General features: G+C 72.9%; 19 protein-coding genes and 1 rRNA gene. 16 read left to right on the top strand and 4 right to left on the bottom strand.

From position 1 onward, the window contains the following. The 3 genes from rrf to ABZ354_RS27315 all read left to right on the top strand — a co-directional run. A 5S ribosomal RNA gene (rrf, locus tag ABZ354_RS27305) occupies nt 1–93 on the top strand; the annotation flags it as partial. Between the two features lie 252 nt (nt 94–345). Next, nucleotides 346–1,473, top strand: a complete 1,128-nt coding sequence (locus ABZ354_RS27310; protein WP_358661148.1) for a hypothetical protein — start codon at nt 346–348, stop codon at nt 1,471–1,473. Further along, nucleotides 1,452–2,255: a tetratricopeptide repeat protein gene (locus ABZ354_RS27315; protein WP_358661200.1), complete on the top strand. Its 804-nt coding sequence runs from the start codon at nt 1,452–1,454 to the stop codon at nt 2,253–2,255. Before ABZ354_RS27310 ends, ABZ354_RS27315 begins: the two co-directional genes overlap by 22 nt. Nucleotides 2,256–2,313: 58 nt before the next feature. Here ABZ354_RS27315 and ABZ354_RS27320 read toward each other — a convergent pair whose 3' ends face one another. Next, a complete protein-coding gene (locus ABZ354_RS27320; protein WP_358661150.1) occupies nt 2,314–3,606 on the bottom strand; it encodes a DUF1015 domain-containing protein in 1,293 nt (430 codons plus the stop codon). A 73-nt stretch (nt 3,607–3,679) separates the two neighbouring features. Between ABZ354_RS27320 and ABZ354_RS27325 the strand changes: the two genes are divergently transcribed. The 4 genes from ABZ354_RS27325 (at nt 3,680) to ABZ354_RS27340 (ending at nt 8,206) form a co-directional block, all read left to right on the top strand. Then, nucleotides 3,680–4,708 (top strand): HAD hydrolase-like protein, encoded by a 1,029-nt coding sequence (locus ABZ354_RS27325; RefSeq protein ID WP_358661152.1) that lies wholly within the window; start codon nt 3,680–3,682, stop codon nt 4,706–4,708. A 290-nt stretch (nt 4,709–4,998) separates the two neighbouring features. Further along, the gene (locus ABZ354_RS27330; RefSeq protein ID WP_358661154.1) at nt 4,999–6,054 is read left to right on the top strand and encodes an iron chelate uptake ABC transporter family permease subunit; all 1,056 of its coding nucleotides are present in this window, start codon (nt 4,999–5,001) and stop codon (nt 6,052–6,054) included. Further along, the gene (locus ABZ354_RS27335; RefSeq protein ID WP_358661155.1) at nt 6,051–7,142 is read left to right on the top strand and encodes an iron chelate uptake ABC transporter family permease subunit; all 1,092 of its coding nucleotides are present in this window, start codon (nt 6,051–6,053) and stop codon (nt 7,140–7,142) included. The genes ABZ354_RS27330 and ABZ354_RS27335 overlap by 4 nt, the downstream gene beginning before the upstream one ends. Nucleotides 7,143–7,336: 194 nt before the next feature. Beyond that, nucleotides 7,337–8,206, top strand: a complete 870-nt coding sequence (locus ABZ354_RS27340; RefSeq protein WP_358661157.1) for an ABC transporter ATP-binding protein — start codon at nt 7,337–7,339, stop codon at nt 8,204–8,206. Here ABZ354_RS27340 and ABZ354_RS27345 read toward each other — a convergent pair. Next, nucleotides 8,190–8,537 (bottom strand): sterol-binding protein, encoded by a 348-nt coding sequence (locus ABZ354_RS27345; RefSeq protein WP_358661159.1) that lies wholly within the window; start codon nt 8,535–8,537, stop codon nt 8,190–8,192. The two genes, ABZ354_RS27340 and ABZ354_RS27345, sit on opposite strands and share 17 nt — an antisense overlap. A gap of 99 nt (nt 8,538–8,636) precedes the next feature. Here ABZ354_RS27345 and ABZ354_RS27350 point away from each other — a divergent pair, with 99 nt between their 5' ends. From ABZ354_RS27350 to ABZ354_RS27370, 5 genes are all read left to right on the top strand, one after another. Beyond that, nucleotides 8,637–8,957: a hypothetical protein gene (locus tag ABZ354_RS27350; protein WP_358661202.1), complete on the top strand. Its 321-nt coding sequence runs from the start codon at nt 8,637–8,639 to the stop codon at nt 8,955–8,957. 7 nt (nt 8,958–8,964) lie between these two features. After that, nucleotides 8,965–9,780 carry a TlyA family RNA methyltransferase gene (locus ABZ354_RS27355; protein ID WP_358661161.1) on the top strand — a complete coding sequence of 272 codons (816 nt, stop codon included), beginning with the start codon at nt 8,965–8,967 and terminating at the stop codon, nt 9,778–9,780. Continuing rightward, nucleotides 9,777–10,706, top strand: a complete 930-nt coding sequence (locus ABZ354_RS27360) for an NAD kinase (protein ID WP_358661163.1) — start codon at nt 9,777–9,779, stop codon at nt 10,704–10,706. Before ABZ354_RS27355 ends, ABZ354_RS27360 begins: the two co-directional genes overlap by 4 nt. Nucleotides 10,707–10,849: 143 nt before the next feature. Continuing rightward, complete coding sequence (recN, locus tag ABZ354_RS27365) at nt 10,850–12,592, top strand: DNA repair protein RecN (protein WP_358661204.1); 1,743 nt, start codon at nt 10,850–10,852, stop codon at nt 12,590–12,592. 564 nt (nt 12,593–13,156) lie between these two features. Then, nucleotides 13,157–14,293: a glycosyltransferase family 4 protein gene (locus tag ABZ354_RS27370; RefSeq protein WP_358661165.1), complete on the top strand. Its 1,137-nt coding sequence runs from the start codon at nt 13,157–13,159 to the stop codon at nt 14,291–14,293. Nucleotides 14,294–14,488: 195 nt separating this feature from the next. Here ABZ354_RS27370 and ABZ354_RS27375 read toward each other — a convergent pair whose 3' ends face one another. Together ABZ354_RS27375 and ABZ354_RS27380 are read right to left on the bottom strand one after the other, a co-directional pair. Then, nucleotides 14,489–16,141, bottom strand: a complete 1,653-nt coding sequence (locus ABZ354_RS27375; protein ID WP_358661167.1) for a PucR family transcriptional regulator — start codon at nt 16,139–16,141, stop codon at nt 14,489–14,491. A 349-nt stretch (nt 16,142–16,490) separates the two neighbouring features. Next, nucleotides 16,491–18,293, bottom strand: a complete 1,803-nt coding sequence (locus tag ABZ354_RS27380) for a glycoside hydrolase family 15 protein (RefSeq protein WP_358661206.1) — start codon at nt 18,291–18,293, stop codon at nt 16,491–16,493. A 459-nt stretch (nt 18,294–18,752) separates the two neighbouring features. Here ABZ354_RS27380 and ABZ354_RS27385 point away from each other — a divergent pair, with 459 nt between their 5' ends. The 4 genes from ABZ354_RS27385 to ald all read left to right on the top strand — a co-directional run bounded on the left by ABZ354_RS27385 (nt 18,753) and on the right by ald (nt 24,916). Then, entirely contained in the window at nt 18,753–20,402 is a 1,650-nt protein-coding gene (locus tag ABZ354_RS27385; protein WP_358661169.1) for a CTP synthase, read from the top strand. Between the two features lie 99 nt (nt 20,403–20,501). Next, entirely contained in the window at nt 20,502–21,128 is a 627-nt protein-coding gene (locus ABZ354_RS27390; RefSeq protein ID WP_358661171.1) for an NUDIX hydrolase, read from the top strand. A gap of 219 nt (nt 21,129–21,347) precedes the next feature. Next, a complete protein-coding gene (locus tag ABZ354_RS27395; protein ID WP_358661173.1) occupies nt 21,348–23,657 on the top strand; it encodes a tetratricopeptide repeat protein in 2,310 nt (769 codons plus the stop codon). A 143-nt stretch (nt 23,658–23,800) separates the two neighbouring features. Then, entirely contained in the window at nt 23,801–24,916 is a 1,116-nt protein-coding gene (ald, locus tag ABZ354_RS27400) for an alanine dehydrogenase (protein WP_358661208.1), read from the top strand. Nucleotides 24,917–25,003 lie beyond the last annotated feature (87 nt).

Raw genomic sequence — 25,003 nt, forward strand, 5'->3', positions numbered from 1 at the left:
ACGCCCGGTTACATTCCGAACCCGGAAGCTAAGCCTTACAGCGCCGATGGTACTGCAGGGGGGACCCTGTGGGAGAGTAGGACACCGCCGAACAATCTTTGGAAGGACCCCTGGTCACCAGCGTACAGCTGGGACCAGGGGTCCTTTTTCTGTTTCTAGACAAATACATTCCGAAGCGCGGCGGGTACCCGGCTGCGCGAGAACGACTTGCGGTACCGATGACAGGAGTCACCATGTCCACCAACTCTCCCGACGACCGACCGGAGCGCGACCAGCGGCGCCGGGACAGTGGTGATCGCGGCGACCGTCATGACCGTGGTGGTCAGCGCGGAGACCGTGGAGACCGTGGCGGCCCTCGCCGCGACAGCGACCGTCGTGACAGCAACGATCGTGGTGCAGCACGTGGTGGCTACGGTGGCCGTCGTGAGGGCGACCGTGCGGGATTCCGCCGAGACGACCGCCGAGATGACCGCCGTGATGATCGTCGCGGTGACGACCGGCGTAGTGACGAGCGCCGTGGCGTCGACCGGGGTGATCGTCCCACCTTCCGTCGGGACGACAACCGAGGTGGCAGCTTCGGCCGGCGCGACGACCGGGACCGTGGTCCGCGGAGCGACGATCGCGGGCCCCGCGGTGGCGGCTTCCGGCGCGATGACCGGCGTGACGACCGCCGGGATGACAGGCGGGACGATCGACGGGACGACCGTGGTGCGCGGAGTGACCGTCCCACCTTCCGTCGGGAAGACAACCGTGGCGGGGGCGGAGGAAGTTACGGTCGCCGTGACGACCGCCGGGTGGATGACCGGCGTGGCGACGATCGCGGACCTCGTGGTGGCGGCTTCCGGCGTGACGAGCGACGTGACGACCGTGGTGGCTTCCGGCGTGACGACCGTCGTACGGATGATCGTGGTGGTTTCCGGCAGGGTGATCGTCGTACGGATGGCCGTGGTGGTTTCCGACGGGATGATCGCCGCGACGAGAGGCGTACGGACGAGCGGCGCGACGACAGGCGTACGGAAGAGCGCCGCGACGACCGGGACCGTGGTTTTCGGCGTGACGACCGTGGTGGCTTCCGGCGCGATGATCGCCGTGACGACCGCCGTGACGACCGCCGTGATGACCGGCGTGACGACCGCCGTGATGACCGGCGTGACGGTAGGCGGGATTTCCGGCGTGATGACCGGCGGGTGGAGGACCGGCGGCCCGACGAGCGTCGGGGTGACGATCGTGGGCCTCGGGGTGGCTTCCGGCGGGATGACGACCGGGGTGAGCGTGGGGGGTTCCGCGGGCGGGACGACCGGGGCGGCAGTGGGCCGCGTCGGGACGACCGCGGTGGGCGCCCCGGTGGGTTCCGGGGTCGGGACGACCGGCGTGACGACCGTAGGGACGACCGGCGTGGTGGCGGCCGGTTCCGTGATGAGCGGGACCGGGACCGGGAGCCGATCAAGCGGCTGCCGATTCCTGAGGACGTGACCGGCGACGAGATCGACAAGGATGTGCGGCAGGAGCTGCAGAGCCTGCCGAAGACGCTCGCCGAGGACGTCGCCAAGAACCTGGTGATGGTCGCGCGGCTCATCGACGAGGACCCCGAGGGCGCCTACGGTTACTCCCGGGTCGCTCTGCGGCTGGCGTCGCGGGTTGCCGCCGTAAGGGAGGCGGCCGGGTTCGCGGCGTACGCGAGCCAGAAGTACAGCGAGGCGCTTGCCGAGTTCCGGGCGGCGCGGCGGATGACGGGCGGCGTGGAGCTGTGGCCCGTCATGGCCGACTGCGAGCGCGGTCTCGGCCGGCCCGAGAAGACGCTGGACATGGCCGGGGCGCCCGAAGTGCACAAGCTCGACAAGGCCGGGCAGGTTGAGATGCGGCTCGTCGCTGCCGGTGCCCGGCGGGACATGGGGCAGCTCGACGCGGCGATCGTGACGCTGCAGAGCCCGGAGCTGGCCTCCCACTCCGTGCAGCCGTGGACGGCGCGACTGCGATACGCGTATGCGGACGCGCTGCTCGCCGCGGGGCGCAAGGACGAGGCTCGGGAGTGGTTCGCGAAGGCCGTGGAGTCCGACCGGGACGGCAGCACGGACGCCTCGGACCGGCTCGCCGAGCTCGACGGCGTGGAGTTCGTCGACGCCCTCGACGAGGACAAGGACGAGGACGGGAACGAGGACGAGGACGGGCACGAGATCGACGGTGTCGAGATCGACGGTGTCGAGGACGACGGTGGTCAGGACGACGGCGTCGTGCGGCGCGGGGACGACGACTGACGGTCGGTACGGGTGACAGGGGCGGGAATCCGGTGGGATTCCCGCCCCTTCGTGCTGGTCAGGCCTCCAGTGGCCGGAGTACCAGGCCCGAGGCCGGTTTCGGGCCGAAGGAGGTTGACTTGCGGGGCATCATCGCGCCCTGGCGGGCCAGGTCGCGGACGACGTCCTCGCGGACCGGGTGCAGGAGAACGGCCGTACCGTCGTCGCGTTCCGCCTTGCGGACCGTGGCGGCCGCGTCGTGGATGTAGGCGATGTGGGCCGGGGAGTCCTCGGGGACGCGCCAGACATGGGCGAGGAGCGTGGCGTGCAGAACCGTCGCGTCCAGGGTGCGCCAGGCCGGCGGGCGGTCCGTGGGGACCGTTCGGGCCAGCAGGTCCGGGTCGGGGCGGTCCACGAGGTGGAAGGCGCCGTCGCCCGCCAGCAGGAACGCGTTGCCGGTCTCGACCGCGTCGGCCAGGGCCGTCATCGCGTCGGGCAGCGGCACGTCCAGGCGGCGTACCCGGAACCGGCCGTCCAGGGCGGCCAGCGCGTCCGCGACCGGCAGACCGTGCAGGAGTCGGTGGATGGCGCGGACGCGCAGCGGATAGCGGGCCGTGTCGACCAGCAGGACCAGGCCGTGGTCCCAGGGGCTGGGGGAGGGGTGCTCGGCGCGCAGCCGGCGGTAGGTGGCCCAGCGGTGGTGGCCGTCGGCGATGAGGGCCTGGTGGCGGGCCAGCTCGGACTGGATCTTCGTTATGTCCGCCGGGTCGGTGAGCGCCCAGAGGCGGTGGTGGTAGCCGTCCTCGGTGGTCGTGGCGAGCAGGGGCGGCCGGGCCGCTGTGCGTTCGATGAGGTGGGCCGTGGCGGAGACGGCGTCCTCGCCTCGGTACGTGAGGAGCAGCGGTTCCAGGTTCGCCGAGGTGGCGCGCATCAGGTCGGCGCGGTCGGCGACGATGTGCGGCATGACGTCCTCGTGCGGCAGGACCACTTCGTCCGCAGGGTCCGTCACGCGCAGGGTGCCGATGATGCCGCGCTGGATCAGGCCGCCGCCGTCGGTCTGCTCGTAGACGTACAGGCAGGGTTCGGGGTCCGTGGTGAGGACGCCTTCGGAGCGCCAGCGGTGCAGGGTGTCCGCAGCCTGTTCGTTGCGGGCGTCGGGTGCGGTGGCCTGCGGGAGGATCAGACGGACGATGTTGTGCGGGTCGGCGCACTGCAGGTGGTGCAGTCCGTCGGGTCGTACGACGACGTCGTACGGCGGGGACGTCACGGCGGCGAGACTGCCGACCCGGTCGGGGTCGTAGCGCAGGCCTCGGAACGGGGTGAGTTCCAGGCCTCGGCGCGTCCTTGCTTCCGAGTGACCTGCTGTGTTCATCCCGGCATCGTACGTGTGTCAGTGGCGTGCGGGATGATCGGTGGAAAGGCGAGCGAGCGAGGAGCGATGCGGGATGAGCCAGAGCGTCAGGACGAGGCCCGAAGCCAGTGGGCAGGCCCTGAGCGAGGCGTACGACACGGCGCTGCTCGACCTGGACGGGGTCGTGTACGCGGGGGGCAGCGCGATCGCGCACGCGGTCGAGTCGCTCGGGACGGCGCGTAGGGGCGGCATGCATCTGGCGTACGTGACCAACAACGCGCTGCGGACTCCGGACGCGGTCGCCGCTCACCTCACGGAGCTGGGCATACCGACCGGCGCGGACGACGTCATCACGTCGGCGCAGGCGGTGGCCCGGCTGATCGCCGAGCAGGTGCCCGCGGGCGCGCGCGTGCTGGTGATCGGCGGTGAGGGACTGAGGGTGGCGTTGCGGGAGCGCGGTCTGGAGCCCGTGGAGTCCGCGGACGACGATCCGGCGGCCGTGGTGCAGGGGTTCGGCGGCCCGGAGCTGCCGTGGGGGCGGTTCGCGGAGGCCTCTTACGCCGTCGCGCGCGGAGTGCCGTGGTTCGCGTCCAACACCGACCTGACGATCCCGGGCGCGCGGGGCATCGCGCCGGGCAACGGCGCCGCGGTGGAGGTCGTCCGGATCGCCACCGGTGCCGAGCCGCAGGTCGCGGGCAAGCCGCTGCCTCCGATGCACCGGGAGACCGTCCTGCGTACGGGGGCGAAGCGGCCGCTGGTGGTCGGGGACCGGCTGGACACGGACATCGAGGGCGCGTTCAACGGCGAGGTCGACTCGCTGCTCGTGCTGACCGGCGTGACGGACGGAGCGCAGTTGCTGGCGGCGCCGCCACAGCACCGGCCGACGTACGTGGCCGCCGATCTGCGAGGGCTGCTCACCGGGCAGCCGGAGGTGTGCGACGGCGACGGCGGCTTCCGGTGCGGGGGCTGGACGGCGCGGGCCGATGCCGAGCGGCTGGAACTGGGCGGCGACGGCGCCGCGCTCGACGGGCTGCGCGCGTTGTGCGCGGCGGCCTGGACGGCGGCCGGGGACGGGACGTGTGGGTTCGACGCGGACAAGGCGCTGGCACGGCTGGGGATGTGAGGGGGCGTCAGGCAGGGGGCGGGGCGCGGACGGGGCGCCGCAGCGCCCCTTGCCGGTGCGGCTGAGCTGGGTCGTCTCTTGCCGGTGCGGCTGAGGTGGGTGGTGACGGCCGCGGTGGGCGGGTCGGCGGGTCGGACCGGGATTGCCGCGACACGAGGTGGCGGGCGGGGGCGGCGGCCCGGGTGCGCGGGTCGAAGACCGCTCAGGGATTCAGATTTTCGGAGACGGGGTTCGGGCTCCGGGCGGACACCGCCAATGGCCCACTTGCGAGGGTAGGCTAACCTAACTGCGTGTTGGTCGACAGTCCTGCCGAAAGCCCTCCCGGGCAGCGCGCGGTGGCCGCCCCCGCGTCTCCGGCCCGCCGGGCGATTCGTTCCTTCGGGTTGCTCGTTTCCGTCCTGATCCTGCTGGTCGTCGTGGTGGCGAGCCTCGCGGTCGGTGCGAAGGAGCTGCCCCTGGAGCAGGTCTGGCACGGACTGTTCGACAGTTCGGGCACGTACGGCGACGTCGTCGTGGACGAGCGGCTGGCGCGTACGATCCTCGGCCTGCTCGCCGGTGCCGCGCTCGGCCTCGCGGGCGCCGTGCTTCAGGCACTCACCCGCAACCCGCTGGCAGACCCGGGGCTGCTCGGCATCAACGCCGGCGCCTCGGCCGCGGTGGTCACGGCCATGACGTACTTCGGCATCACCGACCTGAGCGGTTATGTGTGGTTCGCCTTCCTGGGGGCTGCCGGCGTGGGTGCCCTGGTGTGGTTCCTGGGAGGCAGCCGCGGTGCCACGCCGGTGCGGCTCGCGCTCGCCGGTACGGCGATCAGCGCCGCCCTGTACGGCTATCTGCAGGCCGTGATGATCATGGACAGTGCGGCGCTCGGCAGGATGCGCTTCTGGACCGTGGGTTCGCTGTCGTCCGCGACCGATTCGACCATCGGGCAGGTGCTGCCGTTCATCGCGGCCGGCACCGTCCTCGCGCTCGCCCTGGCCCGGCCGCTCAACGCCATGGCCATGGGCGATGACACCGCCAGGGCGCTCGGCGCCGACCTCAACCGCACCCGGGCACTGTCCATGCTGGCCGCGACCGTGCTGTGCGGGGCGGCGACGGCGGCGTGCGGGCCGATCGTGTTCGTGGGGCTGATGGTGCCGCACGTGGTCCGCTCCTTCACCGGACCCGACCTGCGCTGGATCCTGCCGTACGCCGCGATTCTGTCGCCCGTGCTGCTGCTGGGCGCGGACGTCCTCGGCCGGATCGCCGCCCGGCCCGCGGAACTCCAGGTCGGCATCGTGACCGCGATCCTCGGCGGGCCGGTCTTCATCCTTCTGGTACGACGGCGGAGGACGGCTCAGCTGTGAAGACCGAGAGCAGGACCGAGAGCGAGACCCCGGGCGCCGGCGCGGCCGGGACCAGGACCCGTCGTGTGGTGCGTACCCCGGGCGGGCTGTCGGTCCGGGTCGACGTGCGTGCCCTGACCGCCGCGGGCCTGCTGCTGGTGGCCGCGCTCGCCGCGGGCGTCGTCCTGATCGGTACCGGCGACTACCCGATCGGTGCCGCCGATGTGCTGCGGACGCTCGCCGGTCAGGGCGACGCGGGCCAGGAACTCGTCGTGAACGCGCTGCGGCTGCCGCGGGTCCTCGTGGGGCTTCTGGTCGGCGCCTCGCTCGGGCTCGGCGGCGCGCTGTTCCAGTCGATCTCCCGCAATCCGCTGGGCAGTCCGGACGTCCTCGGTCTCGGCCAGGGCGCCACGGCCGGCGCCCTCGTGGTGATCGTGCTGTTCTCCGGCAGCGCCGCCGAGGTCACTCTCGGCGCGCTTCTGGGCGGTCTGGCGACCGGCTTCGCCATCTATCTGCTCGCCTGGAAGCAGGGCGTGCACGGTTACCGACTGGTCCTGGTCGGCATCGGCGTGTCCGCGATCGTCACCGCGGTCAACGGCTATCTGCTCACCAAGGCCGACCTGGTGGACGCGGTCAGGGCCGTCGTCTGGATGACCGGCTCGCTCAACGGCCGAGGCTGGGAACAGGTCTGGCCACTGCTCGCGCTGTGCGCCGTCCTCGTGCCGCTCGTCCTCGCCAACGCGCGAGGGCTGCGGATGACGGAGATGGGCGACGACATCTCGTACGCCCTCGGTGTGCGGGTCGAGCGGGTGCGGGCCCTGCTGATGGTGGCCGCGGTGCTGCTCACCGCGTCCGCGACCGCCGCCGCGGGGCCCGTCGCCTTCGTCGCGCTGACCGCGCCGCAGCTGGCCCGGCGGCTGACCCGTTCGCCCGGTCCGAACCTGCTGCCCGCGATGTGCATGGGCGCAGCCCTCCTCGTCACCGCGGACCTCGCCTCGCAGCGCGCCTTCGGCGCCGACCAGCTGCCCGTGGGTGTGGTCACCGGCGTCCTCGGCGGGCTCTACCTGCTCTGGCTGCTGGTCACCGAGCGCAGAGCCGGACGGATATGAACGCCGGAAGCAGCGCCGGGGGGCGGACTGAAGGCCGTAGGCAGCGCCCGAAGCCGGACGTGAACGCCGTAAGCAGCGCGGGACGCGGCGCCGTCGGCGCCGTCGGCCGCACCGCCGGAGGCACTGCCGAAAGCGGCGTCGGCCGCACCGCCGGAGGCACCACCCGCCGCGGGCCGAGCAAACGAAGGAGCACCGTGAACCGCCTGTCCGCCGAGAACGTCACCCTCGCCTACGACCAGCGCGTCATCGTCGAGCAGTTGTCGGTGGAGATACCCGACAACTCCTTCACGGTGATCGTCGGCCCCAACGCCTGCGGCAAGTCCACACTGCTGCGTGCGCTGTCGCGGATGCTGAGGCCCAGCGAGGGCCGAGTGCTGCTCGACGGCCAGGTCATCCAAGCGCTGCCCGCCAAGAAGGTGGCCCGGACCCTCGGTCTGCTGCCGCAGTCCTCGATCGCGCCCGACGGCATCACCGTCGCCGACCTCGTCGGCCGGGGTCGCTACCCGCACCAGGGCCTGCTGCGCCAGTGGTCCACCGAGGACGAGCGCGTCGTGCGGGAGTCGATGGCGCAGACCGGTGTCGCCGAGCTCGCCGACCGGTACGTGGACGAGCTGTCCGGCGGTCAGCGTCAGCGCGTGTGGATCGCCATGGCGCTCGCCCAGCAGACGCCGCTGCTGCTGCTGGACGAGCCGACGACGTACCTGGACATCCAGCACCAGATCGACGTCCTCGACCTGTGCGCCGAGCTGCACGAGGAGCAGGGCCGCACCCTGGTCGCCGTGCTGCACGACCTCAATCACGCCGCCCGGTACGCCACCCACCTCGTCGCACTGCGCGACGGGCGGGTCGTCGCCCGGGGCGCGCCGAACGACGTCGTCACGGCCGAGCTGGTCGAGGAGGTGTTCGGGCTGCGCTGCCAGGTCATCGCCGACCCGGAGACGGGGACGCCGCTGGTGGTGCCCGCCGCACGCGCGGCACGGGCCGCGGACCGGCCGGGTGGCCCTCGGAAGGCGGCCGCCACCGCCGCCGGCCCGGCCGCGACCGTCGCTACAAGAGCTTCCTGAGGCGCAGCAGGTCCCTGAGGCCCGCCGCCAGCTTCACCCGGCCCGAGCCCCAGGCCCGCGCGAAGTCGAGTTCGCCGTAGACCAGTGCGACCAGGTCGTCGCCCGCCAGGGTGAGCCGGATCTGCGCGCGCTCCGGCGGCGGCCCCCGCAGCGTGTCGCGCACCTCGATCCGGCCGCCGGTCATCCGGCCGACGAAGGTGACGTCGAGGTCGGTGATCCAGCAGCTCACCGACCGGTCCAGGGCTGCCGCGGCGCGTACGTCGCCCTCGGCGTCCGCCATGGCGTCCGAAAGCTTCTCGAGTGCGGTGCGGCATTCCTCGGTCGTCGCCATCACGACCGACGCTACCCCAGGGCTTCGGGGTAGCGTCGGACCATGAACGACTGTGTGCCCGGGGCCGGGACCCCGGCGGAGGACGCGGCCACCGAGCAGGTGCCGGCCGGGCAGGCGAAGGCCGAGGCCGGGCAGGCGGTGACCGGTGCCGCGCAGGTGCCGGGCGGGGCCGCGCGGACGGCGCCCGCGGCCGAGCAGGACCCCGCCGCCCCCGCCCCCCTGCACGTCCCCCGCACCCCCACCGGCCACGCCGACGTGGACGCCCTGCTGGAGCGGCTTGCCGACGCCGACCACCTCGCCACCGACGGCCACCTGGAGGTGTACGAGGATGTACACCGGGGGCTGCGTGACGCGCTCACCGCGCTGGACGCCCGCCCGGGACCTCCGGCGCCCCCATCGCCGTACCGACAGGGGAGCTGAACCAACCGTGGCAGGAGTCGCACGCCGCCGTCTGGACGCGGAGCTGGTCCGCCGGAAGCTGGCGCGCTCGCGGGAGCACGCGAGTCAGCTGATCGCGGCCGGCCGCGTCACCGTCGGCAGGAACGTCGCGACCAAACCGGCCACGCAGGTGGAGACCGCCGCCGCGATCGTCGTCGCGCAGGACGACAGTGATCCCGACTACGTCTCCCGGGGCGGGCACAAGCTCGCCGGCGCGCTCACCGCGTTCGTGCCGCGGGGGCTGGTCGTCGAGGGCCGCCGAGCCCTGGACGCCGGCGCCTCCACCGGCGGCTTCACCGACGTGCTGCTGCGGGCGGGCGCCCGGCACGTCGTCGCCGTCGACGTCGGTTACGGACAACTCGCCTGGTCCCTGCAGAGCGATGAACGCGTCACCGTCAAGGACCGTACGAACGTACGCGAACTGACGCCCGAGGCGATCGACGGGGAACCGGTGGATCTTGTCGTCGGGGACCTGTCCTTCATCCCGCTCGGCCTGGTGCTGCCGGCCCTCGCGCGGTGCGTGGGGCCGGACGCGGACCTGGTGATGATGGTCAAGCCGCAGTTCGAGGTGGGCAGGGAGCGGCTCGGCAGCGGTGGCGTCGTCCGCAGCCCGGAGCTGCGCGCCGAGGCCGTGCGCGGGGTCGCCGCGCGCGCCCGGGAACTGGGACTGGGCGTGTGCGGAGTCACCGCCAGTCCGCTGCCCGGACCCTCGGGCAATGTCGAATACTTTCTGTGGCTGCGGGCCGGGGCTCCGGAACTGGACCCGGCCGACGTTGACCGTGCAGTGGCGGAGGGGCCGAGTTGACACAGAACCGGACAGAGAGCCGGGCGGGGAACCGGGCACGTACGGTGTTCCTGCTGGCCCACACGGGGCGGCCCGCGGCGATCCGCAGCGCGGAACTCGTGGTCAAGGGGCTGCTGCGCGCCGGGCTCGGCGTACGGGTGCTGGAGGCCGAAGCCCTCGATTTGCCGCTGCCGGACCAGGTGGAGACCGTCGGGGAGGCCACCCCGCAGAGCCTGGACGACTGCGAGCTGCTGATAGTCCTCGGCGGTGACGGCACGCTGCTGCGCGGCGCCGAGTTCGCCCGCGCCTCCGGAGTGCCCATGCTCGGCGTCAACCTCGGACGGGTCGGCTTCCTCGCCGAGGCCGAGCGCGACGACCTGGACAAGGTCGTGGACCGGGTGGTGAGCAAGGCGTACGAGGTCGAGGAGCGGATGACCGTCGACGTCGTCGTGCACCGCAACGGCGACATCGTGCACACCGACTGGGCGCTGAACGAGGCGGCCGTGCAGAAGGTGTCCGCCGAGCGGATGCTGGAAGTGGTGCTGGAGATCGACGGCCGGCCGGTCACCGGGTTCGGCTGCGACGGCATCGTGTGCGCGACACCGACCGGGTCGACGGCGTACGCGTTCTCCGCGGGCGGGCCCGTGGTGTGGCCCGAGGTGGAGGCGCTGCTGATGGTGCCGATCTCGGCGCACGCGCTGTTCGCGAAGCCGCTGGTGACGTCGCCGGACTCGGTGCTGGCCGTGGAGGTGCTGCCGCACGTCCCGCCGGGCGTGCTGTGGTGCGACGGGCGGCGGACCGTGGAGCTGCCGCCCGGGGCGCGGGTGGAGGTGCGGAGGGGCGCCGTGCCGGTGCGGCTGGCCCGGCTGCACCACGCGTCGTTCACCGACCGGCTGGTCGCGAAGTTCGCGCTGCCCGTCTCCGGGTGGCGGGGCGCGCCGCACTAGCGCGGGCCGGTGAGCTGCGGCACGCGGTTTCCGCGCGTCCCCGGCTCGCCTCCCGCGCGTCCTCGGGCCTCTTTTCCGTTCCTCCACTCGTGCGGGTGACACCGGAGGCCGGGGGGCTGTCGCACACCCGCCGCCGACCTCGTATGGTCGGGGGCGTGTTGGAGGAGATGCGGATACGGTCGCTCGGAGTGATCGACGACGCTGTCGTCGAGCTGTCGCCCGGCTTCACCGCCGTCACCGGTGAGACGGGCGCGGGCAAGACCATGGTGGTCACCAGCCTCGGCCTGCTGCTCGGTGGGCGGGCGGACCCGGCGCTCGTGCGGATCGGCGCGGGCAAGGCGGTCGTGGAGGGGCGGATCACCGTGCCCCCGGGCGCCGCCGTCGCCGTACGGGCCGAGGAGGCCGGGGCCGAGCTCGACGACGGGGCGCTGCTGGTCAGCCGTACCGTCTCCGCCGAGGGGCGGTCCCGGGCGCACCTGGGCGGGCGCAGCGTTCCCGTGGGGGTGCTGGCCGAGCTGGCCGGCGACCTGGTCGCCGTGCACGGGCAGACCGACCAGCAGGGGTTGCTGAAACTGTCCCGGCAGCGGCAGGCGCTCGACCGGTACGCCGGGGACGCCGTCGCCGTGCCCCTCGCCAAGTACACCGAGGCCTACAAGCGGCTGCGGGCCGTCTGCGTCGAACTCGAGGAGATCACCACGCGTGCGCGCGAGCGGGCCCAGGAGGCCGACCTGCTGCGCTACGGGCTGGAGGAGATCGCGGCCGTCGAGCCGCGCGCCGGCGAGGACGTGGAACTCGCCGAGGAGGCGGAACGGCTCGGGCACGCCGAGGCCCTCGCGTCGGCGGCGACCGCCGCGCACGCCGCGCTCGCGGGCAACCCCGAGGACCCCGAGGGCATCGACGCGAGCACGCTCGTCGCGGGTGCCCAGCGCGCCCTGGACGCCGTACGGTCCCACGACCCGGCGCTGGCCGCGCTCACCGACCGGATCAGCGAGGTCGGCATCCTGCTGCGGGACGTCGCAGGGGAGCTCGCCGGATACGCCGACGACCTGGACGCCGACCCGCTGCGGCTGGCCGCCGTGGAGGAACGGCGGGCCGCGCTCACCGCGCTCACCCGGAAGTACGGCGAGGACGTCAGCGCTGTGCTGACCTGGGCCGAGCGCGGCGCCGGGCGGCTGACGGAACTGGACGGCGACGACGAGCGGATCGGCGGGCTGACCGCCGAACGGGACACGCTGCGCGACGAACTGGGCGGGCTCGCACAGGCCCTGACGGACGCGCGGACGGACGCCGCCGAGCGGTTCGCCGCCGCCGTGACCGCCGAACTGGCGTCGCTCGCCATGCCGCACGCGCGGGTGTCCTTCGACATCCGGCAGACCGAGGACGCCGAGGGCGTCGAGGTCGGCGGGCGGATGGTCGCGTACGGGCCGTCGGGCGCCGACGAGGTCGAGTTGCTGCTCGCACCGCACCCCGGGGCCCCGCCGCGGCCCATCGCCAAGGGCGCCTCGGGCGGTGAGCTGTCGCGCGTGATGCTCGCCGTGGAGGTGGTGTTCGCGGGCACCGACCCCGTGCCGACGTACCTCTTCGACGAGGTCGACGCGGGAGTCGGCGGCAAGGCGGCCGTCGAGATCGGGCGCCGGCTCGCCCGGCTCGCGAAGACCGCGCAGGTCGTCGTCGTGACGCACCTGCCGCAGGTGGCGGCCTTCGCCGACCGGCAGCTGCTCGTCGAGAAGACCGACGACGGTTCCGTCACCCGGTCCGGCGTGAAGGTCCTCGAAGGGGAGGACCGCGTCCGGGAACTGTCCCGGATGCTGGCCGGTCAGGAGGATTCGGAGACGGCACGCGCCCACGCGGAGGAACTCCTGGCGACGGCGCGGGCGGACCTCTAGCGCCCGCCCCGCGAAGGGTGTCCGCCCGCCCTGGGAACGGTGCCCGTCCGTCCCGCGAACGGTGTCGCCCCGCGAAGGGGTCTCGCCCGCGGGGGCGCCGGGGCTGCCGCGGGGGCGCCGGGGGCCGGCGCGCGGTCCGGTGCCACGGGGCAGCTGACGGCGACCGCGACGGGCGCCGCCGCTGCCGTACCCCTCGCCGACCCGGCCGAGCGCGTCGTGAACGGCGGCACCGGGCGCACGCGCCGGGTGCGGCTCCCGGCCGCCGTCGTGGTCGGGAGCGGACGGGCCGGGCTCGTTCCGTATGCCGCCGGGCGGTCGCGGCGACCGTCCGCGGGGTCGGCGGAAGCCGGTCGGATCGGGCAGAGGTGCGGTTGGGTCACTCGTACGAGTGGGTTTGGGCAGTGAACCCGACGGTCGTCATGACCCCGGCATGCAAGGAACACCCGTGCGTGCTGGCATGCTTGACGGGGTACACGGGCAGAACGCGCCGTGCGCCGGCGGTGCGTGATCCTTCTGTACGTTCTTCGTGACCCGCCCCGACGCCGAACCAGGAGCCCCGGCCACGTGACGCCCGTGAGCAGCCCCTCGCCGCACGGCCGGTCGCCGCTGCGCACCGTGCAGGTGCTGGGCGGAGGCAACGCCGGCAGCGGCGTCCATGTGCGCTCCCTGTCCGCGGGGCTGGTCGCCCGAGGCGTGAAGGTCACCGTCTGCGCACCCTTCGAGGCCGCACGGGCCTACGACTTCACCGGCGCCGGCGCCGACCACGTGCATGTGCCCCGCAGCAGCGACCCGGCCTCCGTGGCCGCGCTGCGGGCCGCCTGCGCCGACGCCGATCTGGTGCACGCGCACGGACTGCACGCCTCCTTCCGTACGGCGCTGGCGCTCAGCGGGAAACGCGTGCCGCTCGTCGTCACCTGGCACAACCGCGCCCACGTCGAAGGGGCCCGCGCCCACCTGCTGCGCCTGCTGGAACGGCGCGCCGCCAGAGCCGCCGCCGTGGTGCTCGGGACCACCTCGTGCCTCGTCGACGTGGCACGCCGCACGGGCGCCCGGGACGCACGGCTCGCCGCCGTGGCCCTGCCCCGGCCACACAGGACGGACGACTCCGGCGACGCGGAGGAACGGCGCGCGAAGGCCCGGGCCGAACTCGGCGCCATGTGCCGCCCGTTACTGGTGACCGCGGGCGCCCTCGACGGACACCGGGGTTACGACGTCCTGCTGGACGCCTCCCGCGCGTGGCGCCGTCTCGACCCCGAGCCGCTCGTCGCCGTAGCGGGGGAGGGGCCGCTGCGCGGCGAGTTCCAGAGCCGCATCGAGCGCGAGCGGCTGCCGGTGCGGCTCCTGGGCCGGCGCGACGACATCACCGACCTGCTCGCCGTCGCCGACCTCGCGCTGCTGCCCGGCAGCCGGGAGCCACGGTCCCTGCTGGCGCAGGAGGCCCTGCACGCACGGGTGCCGCTCGTCGCCGCCGATTCCTGCGGCATCCGCGAACTCGTCGGCGACGCCGCCGAACTCGTCCCGCACGGCAGGGCGGACGCCCTGGCCCGCGCCGTCGTACGGCTGCTGGACGACCCCGCGCGCCGCGAACTGCTCGGCGACAGGGGCGTCCGGCAGGCGGCCACCTGGCCGACCGAGGAGGAAACGATCGCCCAGGTGCTGAGCGTCTACGACGAGCTGACGCAGCCGGGACCGCTGCTCTGACCTGCCTGGCCGTCCGGCTCGCCCTGGCCGGGGTGCCGACGAGCGCCCCCGCGTCGGGCCGGGCACGGTCGGGCGCCGACCGCCCCGGGTCGGGCCCCCACGTGTCGGCCGTGTCCTTCCCCGGCCCGGGGTGTGTCCCGTCCCCGTCCCGAACTCGAACCGGACGGCGGGGCCCGCCGCCTCACGCCCGCCGCCTCACGCCCGCTGCGTCGCGTGCCGTCGTGCCCGCAGGGCCAGGCTCAGGGTCAGGACGGTTTGCGGGTCCTCCAGGTCGGTGCCGAGGAGTTCGCCGATCCGGGCCAGGCGGTTGTAGAGCGTCTGCCGGTTCAGATGCAGTTCGCGGGCGGTCTCCGCCTTGCGGCCCGCGTGTGCGAGGTACGTCTCCAGGGTCGGCAGCAGCGGCGGCTTCGCGCGGTGGTCGTGGTCGCGGAGCGGGCCGATCGCCCGGTCCACGAACGCCGCCAGGTCGGGATGGTCGCGCAGCCGCCACAGCAGCAGGTCGATGTCCAGTCTCCGGGCGTCGTACCACGGCCGGTCGGCCAGCCCCTGCGCCGCGGTCGCCGTCTCCGCCGCGTGCCGCAGCCCCGCCGACGCGGCCGCCCAGCCTCCTGCCACCCCGACGACCACGACGGGCGGCCGGGCCCCCGGACGCTGCATCCCCGCGCGTTCCACACCGGCCCGGAGCGCCACCGCGACGCGGTCCGCGAGCGCCGGCCGGTCCGACTCCGCCCGCAGACCCAGCAGCAGCGGCACCCGGCCCTCCACAGGCCGAACGCCCAGCAGTACCGGTACGCCCACCGAGGCCAGCTCCTCCGCGACCGCACGGGCCAGTACCGCCCAGCCGCCGCCCGGGTGCAGTGCGTCGCCGAGCCGCATCACGACCGGCAGCAGCGGACCGGTGCCCGGCCTGAAGCCCAGCACCCGCGCCTGCGCCGGCGCGTCCTGCGCCGGGACACGGCCCTCCGCGAGGTCGGTCAGGAAGTCGCCGCGCCCGCGCGCCGCCAGTTCCTCCTCCTGGCGGGCCTGCATCAGCACCACGGCGAGAATGCCCGCCGCCCGCTCGGCCGCCAGCCGGTGCACCGGCGCGAGCGGCGACCGCACCGGCAGCAGCACCAGGCGCGCCCGCACCGAACCGGTGCCCTGACCGCCGCCCGGCACGTCCACCAGCACCGAACCCGTGGGCGGCGGCGCGTCCTTGTGCTGGCACCGAAGCCCCTCCCACACCTGGAGCGGCTCCGCGCCCTCGGGACCCGACCCGGCGGCGTAGAGGAGTTCTCCGTCCGTCGTCTCCAGGAAGACGGGGTTGTCGCTGAAGTCGGCCAGGATGCCCAGCACCTGAGGCACTCCGCCGCCGCCGAGCAGGGCCTCGGTGCAGCGCCTGTGCACCTCCTCGGCGCGTTGCAGCAGCGCGTAGTGTCCGTTGACGATCTCGGTGTGGATCTCCTCCGTGACCGTCACGAACGGCACCTCGCGGTGCAGCTGGACCAGTGGCAGCCCCGTCGCCCGCGCCGTGTCGACGAGCGCCGCGGGCAGCCGCGTGAAACGCGGGCCCAGCTCCACCACGAGGGCCGCGATGCCGCGCTCGGCCAGCGTGCGCACGAACGCGCGCTGCTCGGCGGGGCGGGCGCCGAGCCCGTAACCCGTGGTCAGCAGCAGTTCGCCGCCCTTCAGCAGCGACGCGATGTTGGGCACCTCACCCGCGTGCACCCAGCGCACCGCCCTGTCCAGCCGGTCGCCGCCCGCGACGGTCTCGGGCAACCCGCTGCGCAGTCCGGGCAGGTCGAGGGCCCGCCGCACGGTGATCCCGGCGCCGTGGGTGTCGAATCCGCTGTCCCTGCCGCTCTCCATGTGCCGGACGCTACCCGCGCGCGTACCCCGACGACACTCACGGCCGGCCCGAAGATCACCGGCGCCGCGGTCCGGCGGAGTAGCGCCGGACACCCACCGTGCCGGGCACCCCGGGCGCCGTCGGAGCCCGGCCACGCCCCCGCCGGCGCGTCCGGCAGCCGGCCCGCGCCCCCGCGGATCAGAACAGGTGACCCGGCGACAGCCTCGCGCCACGTGCGCATGCGACGGCAGGCACGGGCACGCCCCGGCATCCGAGAGCGCGGCCCAGCCGTCTCGGCCGGGCCCGGGCGTGCGAAACCCGGGCGGGCAGCTCAGCCACCCGCCCGGGTTTCGCACGCGTACGCCCGCCTCAGCCCCCGTAGGCCCCGGACGCCGTCAGCCGCAGTGCGGTGTCGATCAGTGGCACGTGGCTGAAGGCCTGGGGGAAGTTGCCGACCTGGCGCTTGAGGCGCGGGTCCCACTCCTCGGCGAGCAGACCGAGATCGTTGCGCAGTGACAGCAGCTTCTCGAAGAGCCTGCGTGCCTCGTCCACGCGGCCGATCATCGCCAGGTCGTCGGCCATCCAGAACGAACAGGCCAGGAAGGCACCCTCGTCGCCGGGCAGGCCGTCGACGCCCGCGCTCTCGCCCTCGGTCGGGTAGCGCAGGATGAAGCCGTCGGACGTGGACAGTTCCCGCTGGATCGCCTCGATGGTGCCGATGACGCGCTTGTCGTCGGGCGGCAGGAAGCCCATCTGCGGGATCAGCAGCAGCGAGGCGTCCAGTTCCCTCGAGCCGTACGACTGCGTGAACGTGTTGCGTTCCTTGTCGTAGCCCTTCTCGCACACGTCCCGGTGGATGTCGTCCCGCAACTGCTTGAAGTCCTCGAGCGGACCGTCGGCGTCGCCGGACTCGATCAGCTTGATGGTGCGGTCGACGGCGACCCAGGCCATCACCTTGGAGTGCACGAAGTGGCGGCGCGGACCGCGCACCTCCCAGATGCCCTCGTCCGGTTCCTGCCAGTGCTTCTCCAGGTAGCGGATCAGCTTCAGCTGGAGCAGCGAGGCGTAGTCGTTGCGGGCCAGGCCTGTCATGTGGGCGAGGTGCAGCGCCTCGGTGACCTCGCCGTACACGTCCAGCTGGAGCTGGTGCGCGGCGCCGTTGCCGACCCGGACCGGTCCGGAGCTCTCGTAGCCGGGCAGCCAGTCGAGCTCCGCCTCGCCGAGCTCGCGCTCACCGGCGATGCCGTACATGATCTGCAGGTTCTCCGGGTCTCCCGCGACCGCCCGCAGCAGCCACTCGCGCCAGGCGCGGGCCTCCTCGCGGTAGCCGGTGCGCAGCAGCGACGACAGGGTGATCGCCGCGTCGCGCAGCCACGTGTAGCGGTAGTCCCAGTTGCGCACGCCGCCGATGTCCTCCGGGAGGGAGGTGGTGGGCGCCGCGACGATGCCGCCGGTCGGGGCGTACGTCAGCGCCTTCAACGTGATCAGCGAGCGGACGACGGCCTCGCGGTAGGGGCCGTGATACGTGCAGTGGTCGACCCACTCGCGCCAGAAGTCCTCCGTCGCCTCCAGCGACTGCTCCGGCTCGGGCAGCGGAGGCGGCTGCTTGTGAGAGGGCTCCCACGAGATGGTGAACGCGATGCGGTCACCCGGCGCGACCGTGAAGTCCGAGTACGTCGTGAGCGACTCGCCGTAGGTCTCCGTGGGGGTGTCGAACCACACGGAGTCCGGGCCCGCCACGGCGACCGTGCGCCCCTCGTGCTTGTGCACCCACGGCACGATGCGCCCGTACGAGAACCGCATCCGCAGGGCCGAGCGCATCTTCACCCGGCCGGAGACGCCCTCCACGATGCGGATCAGCTGGGGGGCGCCGTCACGCGGGGGCATGAAGTCGGTCACGCGGACCGTGCCGCGGCCGGTGTCCCATTCGGACTCCAGGATCAGCGAGTCGCCGCGGTAGCCGCGCCGGACGGCCGTGGGAGGCTCCTCGTCCGGCGCGTGCGCGGGTCCCAGTCTCCAGAAGCCGTGGTCCTCGGTGCCCAGCAGACCGGCGAAGATGGCGTGCGAGTCGAAGCGGGGCAGGCACAGCCAGTCCACCGTGCCGTCCCGGCAGACCAGGGCAGCGGTCTGCATGTCTCCGATGAGTGCGTAGTCTTCGATGCGCCCGGCCACGTGCAACTCCAGTCGAACGGCCACGTCGCCCCACACGGGGGCTGTCGCTGATGCGGTCAAGGGGTCGTTGTAAAGCGTCGTTGAGCGACGAAGCAAGGCAGTCGCCCCGTTGTGAGGCAAAACGACGATTCTCACTCAACGAACTGACGAGCTTGTGTTGTTCCGGGGCGTACGGGCGGGGGTGGTGCCGTTTTGCCGGCCGGGCTCGGCAGCGATGTCCGAGCAGGATACGACGCACAAAGATGATCTGTGTCCAGCTCCAGAATTCGCGGTCGACGCGAACGGGTGAGCCACAGGGGAAAAACCGTCGCATGGCACGCGTACGTGCCGAACCGTGTGCGCAGCGTGGCCGGACGCCGTCGGTGCCCGGCGCTGATACCCTGGTAGCCCGTGGACCGGTGGGCGAGAAACCCCGGCAACCGCAACCCAGACCGCGACCACGGGAGCCCCCTCTTGGCCATGCCGCCCAAATCTTCGACGACCAAGCACATCTTCGTCACTGGGGGTGTCGCCTCCTCTCTCGGCAAGGGCCTGACGGCCTCGAGCCTCGGCATGCTGCTCAAAGCCAGGGGCGTACGCGTGGTCATGCAGAAGCTCGACCCGTACCTCAATGTCGATCCGGGCACGATGAACCCCTTCCAGCACGGTGAGGTGTTCGTCACGAACGACGGTGCGGAGACGGACCTCGACATCGGACACTACGAGCGCTTCCTCGACCGTGACTTGGACGGCACCGCCAATGTCACTACAGGACAGGTGTACTCGACGGTCATCGCCAAGGAGCGGCGCGGCGAGTATCTGGGTGACACGGTGCAGGTCATCCCGCACATCACGAACGAGATCAAGCACCGCATCCGCCGTATGGCGACGGACGAGGTCGACGTCGTGATCACCGAGGTGGGCGGCACGGTGGGCGACATCGAGTCCCTGCCCTTCCTCGAAACCGTGCGCCAGGTGCGGCACGAGGTCGGCCGGGACAACGTCTTCGTCGTCCACATCTCCCTCCTTCCCTACATCGGACCCTCGGGGGAGCTGAAGACGAAGCCCACCCAGCACTCGGTCGCGGCACTGCGCAACATCGGTATTCAGCCGGACGCCATCGTGCTGCGCTGCGACCGTGAGGTCCCCACCGCCATCAAGCGCAAGATCTCGCTGATGTGCGACGTCGACGAGGCGGCCGTGGTCGCCTGCCCCGACGCCCGCTCGATCTACGACATCCCCAAGACGGTGCACGGCGAGGGGCTGGACGCCTACGTCGTCCGCAAGCTGGACCTGCCGTTCCGCGACGTGGACTGGACGACCTGGGACGACCTGCTCGACCGCGTCCACAACCCCGACCACGAGATCACCATCGCCCTGGTCGGCAAGTACATCGACCTTCCGGACGCCTACCTGTCGGTGATCGAGGCGCTGCGCGCCGGGGGCTTCGCCCACAAGGCCCGCGTGAAGATCAAGTGGGTCACCTCGGACGACTGCAAGACCCCGGCCGGAGCCGAGGCCCAGCTGCGGGACGTCGACGGCATCTGCATCCCCGGCGGCTTCGGCGACCGGGGTGTGCTCGGCAAGGTCGGCGCGATCAAGTTCGCCCGCGACAACAAGATCCCGCTGCTCGGCCTGTGCCTGGGCCTGCAGTGCATCGTGATCGAGGCGGCCCGCAACCTGGTGGGCATCTCGGACGCCAACTCCACCGAGTTCGACCCGGCCACCGCCCACCCGGTCATCTCCACCATGGCCGAGCAGCTCGACATCGTCGCGGGCGAGGGCGACATGGGCGGCACCATGCGGCTCGGCATGTACCCGGCCAAGCTGGCCGAAGGATCGATTGTGCGAGAGGTGTACGACGGCAAGGAGTACGTCGAGGAGCGCCACCGGCACCGCTACGAGGTGAACAACGCCTACCGCTCCGAGCTGGAGAAGCAGGCGGGCATCCTCTTCTCGGGCACCTCGCCGGACGGCAAGCTCGTCGAGTACGTGGAGTACCCGCGCGACGTGCACCCCTACCTGGTCGCCACCCAGGCCCACCCGGAGCTGCGCTCCCGCCCGACGCGACCGCACCCGCTGTTCGCCGGCCTGGCGAAGGCGGCGGTCGAACGGCAGCAGGGCGAGTAACGCAGGGCGGACAGCACGGCAGTTGTACGGTGGCCGGGGCGCGCGGATCTCAGCAGGCGCGTACCCGGCCGCCGTACGTGTGGAAGGACATTTCGGGTCATGACGATCAAGGACATTCCCGCAGAGTGGGAGATCCGGGCGACGGACACGCCCTTCACGGGCAACAAGACCGCCGTCCGCACGGACGACGTCGTCATGCCCGACGGTACGGTCGTCACCCGCGACTACCAGGTGCACCCGGGCTCGGTCGCCGTCCTCGCCCTCGACGAGGCGGACCGCGTCCTGGTGCTGCGCCAGTACCGCCACCCCGTGCGCCACAAGCTGTGGGAGATCCCGGCCGGGCTGCTCGATGTCCCCGGCGAGAACCCGCTGCACGCCGCCCAGCGCGAGCTGTACGAGGAGGCACACGTCAAGGCCGAGGACTGGCGGGTCCTGACCGACGTGTACACCACGCCCGGCGGCTGCGACGAGGCCGTGCGGATCTTCCTCGCCCGCCGGCTGTCCGAGGCCGAGGGGGAGCGTTTCGCGGTCGAGGACGAAGAGGCCGACATGGAGCTGGCGCGTATCCCCCTCCAGGAACTCGTGCGCGGAGTGCTGGCTGGCGAGCTGCACAACAACTGCCTCGTCGTCGGCGCGCTGTCGCTGGTGGCCGCGCGGGCCGGGGACGGGCTCGACGCACTGCGCCCGGCTCTGGCGCCCTGGCCGGCACGGCCCTTCGAGGCCTGAGTCCCCGGTCCCACCCGTTCGGGCGGTCCGTGTCCCCAGGACCGGGCCGCCCGCGCCCGCCCGTCCAGCCCCTGTGGTGTGACCATCGGCTGATCCGATCGAGGGACGTGCCCGCCGCGCTCCACACGGTTCGTAGCAGAGCGTGAACTAGGCTCTGGACCGGCCCGGTCACCGAGTTCCGGCCGGGCCCCGGCGTGCGGCAGGACGGGAGTGTGGCCCGTGACGGACCAGGCAGTGGGCACAGGCGCACGGCTGTCCTCGGACACCGCTGCGGAGGGCCGTTTCCTGGGCCGTACACGGGAGTTGCAGGCACTGCGCGCCGACATCGAGCGTGCGGGCCTCGACACCATCGCCGGTCGCAAGGCGCCGCGCGCACGCGTGCTGCTCATCGCCGGCAAGCCCGGCTCGGGCCGTACGGCGCTCGCCGAGGAACTGGTCCGCCAGGTCGCAGGGCGTTACCCGGACGGCGTGCTGCGCGCCCGCCTCGGCGAACCCGACGGCACGCCCGTGCCCACCGCCCGCACCGCCCGCGACCTGCTCACCGCCCTCGACGTGACCGCCCCGCCCGGAGCGGACGAGGACGACCTCTCGGAGGCCCTGCGCGACGCCCTGGCGGACCGCAGGGCGCTGCTGCTGCTCGACGACGCGGCCGACGCCGAACAGGTCGACGCCCTCCTTCCGGACACCCCCGACTGCCTGGTCGTCGCCGTCGCCGAGGGCCCGCTGACCGGCATCGCCGACGTACGGCCCTGCACACTGGGCGGCCTCGACACCAAGTCGGCCGTGGAGATGCTGTCCCGATACACCGGATCGGTCCGCATCACCGTCGACCCGCGCGCCGCCGAGGACCTCGTCGAGGTGTGCCAGGCCCACCCCGCCACGCTGCGGCTGGCCGGCGGCTGGCTGGCCGCCCGCCCCAAGGCGGCCGTGGCCGACCTCGTCAAGCAGTTGCACGCGGAGGGCGGCGAGGGCACGCCCTTCGCCCGTGCCCTGCGGCTCACCTACGGCGCGCTGCCCGTCCCCGTCGCCCGGACACTGCGACTGCTGTCGCTCGCCCCGGCCGGCCTGGTCGACCCGCACACCGCCTCCGCGCTGGCCGGCTGCTCGGTCGGCGGCGCCCGCACCACCCTGGACGGCTTAACCGCTCTCGGCCTGCTGCGGGCCGTGGACGCGCCCGAGCCGCGGTACGAGGTGCCGGGCTGCCTGCACCCCCTGCTGAGCGCCCTCACCGGGGACCACGACCGTCCCGGCGAGATCCTGCTGGCCCGCGCCCGCATGCTGGAGCGGACGGTGCGGCTGCTCCAGTCGTGCCGCGCCATCACCGAGACCGACAGCCCGCAGGCCCGCGAGAAGCTCCTCGGCATGCCGCGCTCGCTGCGTTTCGCCACGCCCCGCGCCGCCGCCGACTGGCTGAGGGAACGCCGCCCGGTGCTGCTCGCCTCGGCCCGGCTCGCGGTCACCGGCGGGGAGCTGGACACGCTGGCCAGGCGCCTGATGTCCCAGCTGGTCCGCGCGATGGTGGCGCACTTCGGCACCCAGGCCGCCGCGCCCGACCTGTACGGCATCCACCAGCTGGTCCTCGACATCGCCGAGCGCCGCGACCTGCCCCGCGAGAAGGCCGCCGCGCTGCTGAACCTCGGCGACCTCGACGCCCGTACCGGCCGCGCCGCGCAGGCCCTGACGCGCTACCGGGCCGCACTGGACGCCGGACGGGCCGCCGACGACCCGTACGCGACCGGCCGCGCCATGGAGTCCGTCGGCGGCGCCCATCTGGAGCTGGGGGACTACGACCGGGCCGCCGACTGGTTCGGCCGCGCCCTGGCCCAGCGGCTCGCCCGGGACGAGCGCGCCGAGGCCGCCCGGCTGTACGGCCGTATCGGCACCGCGCACACCTGCGCGGGGCGCTACGAAGAGGCCGTCCGGCAGTGGCGGGCCGCTGTCGCCGGACACCGCAGGACCGGCGACGTGCCCGCCTGTGCCCGCGCGCTGGGCGAGCTGGGACGCGCGCAGGAGTACGCGGGAAACTTCGAGGAGTCGCTGCGTACCTGCCAGGAGGCCGTCGGGTGGGCGCGCCGCGCCGAGGACACGAGGCTGGAGGCCGCGCTGCACCTCAGGCTCGCCGACACCCTGGAGCGTCTCGGCGACCCCGCCGCCGCCCGGCTGCACCGGAGCGCCGCGGAGCGGATGCTGGGAGAGGAGCTCCAGGAGAGCACGCCGGAACCGGACCGGGAAAGGGAGCCAGAACCGGGACGGTGGCCGGAACGGGAGCCGGAGAGGGAGGTGCCGTGGACGGAGTCGGAGGTTCCGGAGGCTGCCGAACTCCCCGGTGTCCCGGAGATCCCGGGGCCCCTCGAGGTCCGCGAGGCCACGGGAGCCGTGACGGCCGGCCGGGCTTCCGCGGCTTGCGCGGCAGGCGAGGAGGCCCTTCCGGCACCGCAAAAAAAGGCCTCCGGGTCCATGGAACAGACCCCGGAGCTGGAACAAGACGCTAGCACCTGCGAAATCCGCAGTGCATCCGCTGCAGATTGATGCAATGAAAGGCTAGACAGCGGGAACACCTTCATTAAACTGGCTCTGCCGCGCGTTCTCCTGCGGTCCTCCCGGTGTGCCCGCGCACGCCCGGGTGTGTCGTGCAAAACCCCCTGTCCCCAGAGCCAAGGACCGTGATCGACGTGAAGGTCGGCATCCCCCGCGAGGTCAAGAACAACGAGTTCCGGGTGGCCATCACCCCCGCCGGTGTGCACGAGCTCGTGCGCCACGGCCACCAGGTCGTCATCGAGCGCGGTGCGGGCACCGGCTCCTCGATCACGGACGACGAGTACGTCGCCGCCGGCGCGCAGATCCTCGGCACCGCCGACGAGGTCTGGACCGCCGCCGACCTGCTTCTGAAGGTCAAGGAGCCCATCGCCGAGGAGTACCACCGCCTCCGCAAGGACCAGACCCTCTTCACCTACCTCCACCTGGCCGCCTCCAAGGAGTGCACCGACGCCCTGCTGGAGTCCGGCACCACCGCCATCGCGTACGAGACGGTCGAGCTGCCCAGCCGTGCGCTGCCGCTGCTCGCCCCGATGTCCGAGGTCGCGGGCCGGCTGGCCCCGCAGGTCGGCGCGTACCACCTGATGCGCGCCAACGGCGGGCGCGGTGTGCTGCCCGGCGGCGTCCCGGGTGTCACCCCGGCCAAGGCCGTCGTCATCGGCGGTGGCGTGTCCGGCTGGAACGCCACGCAGATCGCCGTCGGCATGGGCTTCGACGTGACCCTGCTCGACCGCGACATCAACAAGCTCCGCGAGGCCGACAAGATCTTCGGTACGAAGGTCAAGGCGGTCATGTCCAACTCCTTCGAGCTGGAGAAGGCCGTCCTCGACGCCGACCTCGTCATCGGCGCGGTGCTGATCCCGGGCGCCAAGGCCCCCAAGCTGGTCACCAACGAGATGGTGGCCCGCATGAAGCCGGGAAGTGTTCTTGTCGACATCGCGATCGACCAGGGCGGCTGCTTCGAGGACTCCCGTCCCACCACGCACGCCGAGCCGACCTTCCCGGTGCACGGGTCGGTCTTCTACTGCGTCGCCAACATGCCCGGCGCGGTGCCCAACACCTCCACCAACGCCCTGACCAACGCCACGCTGCCGTACATCGTGTCGCTGGCGAACAACGGCTGGGTCGAGGCGCTGCGCCGAGACCCGGCGCTCGCCAAGGGCCTCAACACCCATGACGGCAAGGTGGTTTACCGGGAGGTCGCCGAGGCGCACGGTCTCGATCACATCGAGCTGACCTCGCTGCTCGACTGACCCGCCGGGGCCGGGCGACACCGATCGGCAATGATCGACAGTCAAGTCATCAAGCCGTAAAGGCGATACGTCAACACGGGTCGTCAA

The sequence above is a fragment of the Streptomyces sp. NPDC005925 genome (assembly GCF_040638805.1).
Lineage (GTDB): Bacteria > Actinomycetota > Actinomycetes > Streptomycetales > Streptomycetaceae > Streptomyces.

What these genes read in the sequence shown, in the direction of transcription:
- ABZ354_RS27325 (WP_358661152.1), top strand. Translation starts at nt 3,680, where the DNA reads ATGAGCCAGAGCGTCAGGACGAGGCCCGAAGCCAGTGGGCAGGCCCTG.
- ABZ354_RS27390 (WP_358661171.1), top strand. Translation starts at nt 20,502, where the DNA reads ATGACGATCAAGGACATTCCCGCAGAGTGGGAGATCCGGGCGACGGAC.
- ABZ354_RS27345 (WP_358661159.1), bottom strand. Translation starts at nt 8,537, where the DNA reads ATGGCGACGACCGAGGAATGCCGCACCGCACTCGAGAAGCTTTCGGAC.
- recN (WP_358661204.1), top strand. Translation starts at nt 10,850, where the DNA reads ATGGTCGGGGGCGTGTTGGAGGAGATGCGGATACGGTCGCTCGGAGTG.
- ABZ354_RS27385 (WP_358661169.1), top strand. Translation starts at nt 18,753, where the DNA reads ATGCCGCCCAAATCTTCGACGACCAAGCACATCTTCGTCACTGGGGGT.
- ABZ354_RS27320 (WP_358661150.1), bottom strand. Translation starts at nt 3,606, where the DNA reads ATGAACACAGCAGGTCACTCGGAAGCAAGGACGCGCCGAGGCCTGGAA.
- ABZ354_RS27375 (WP_358661167.1), bottom strand. Translation starts at nt 16,141, where the DNA reads ATGGAGAGCGGCAGGGACAGCGGATTCGACACCCACGGCGCCGGGATC.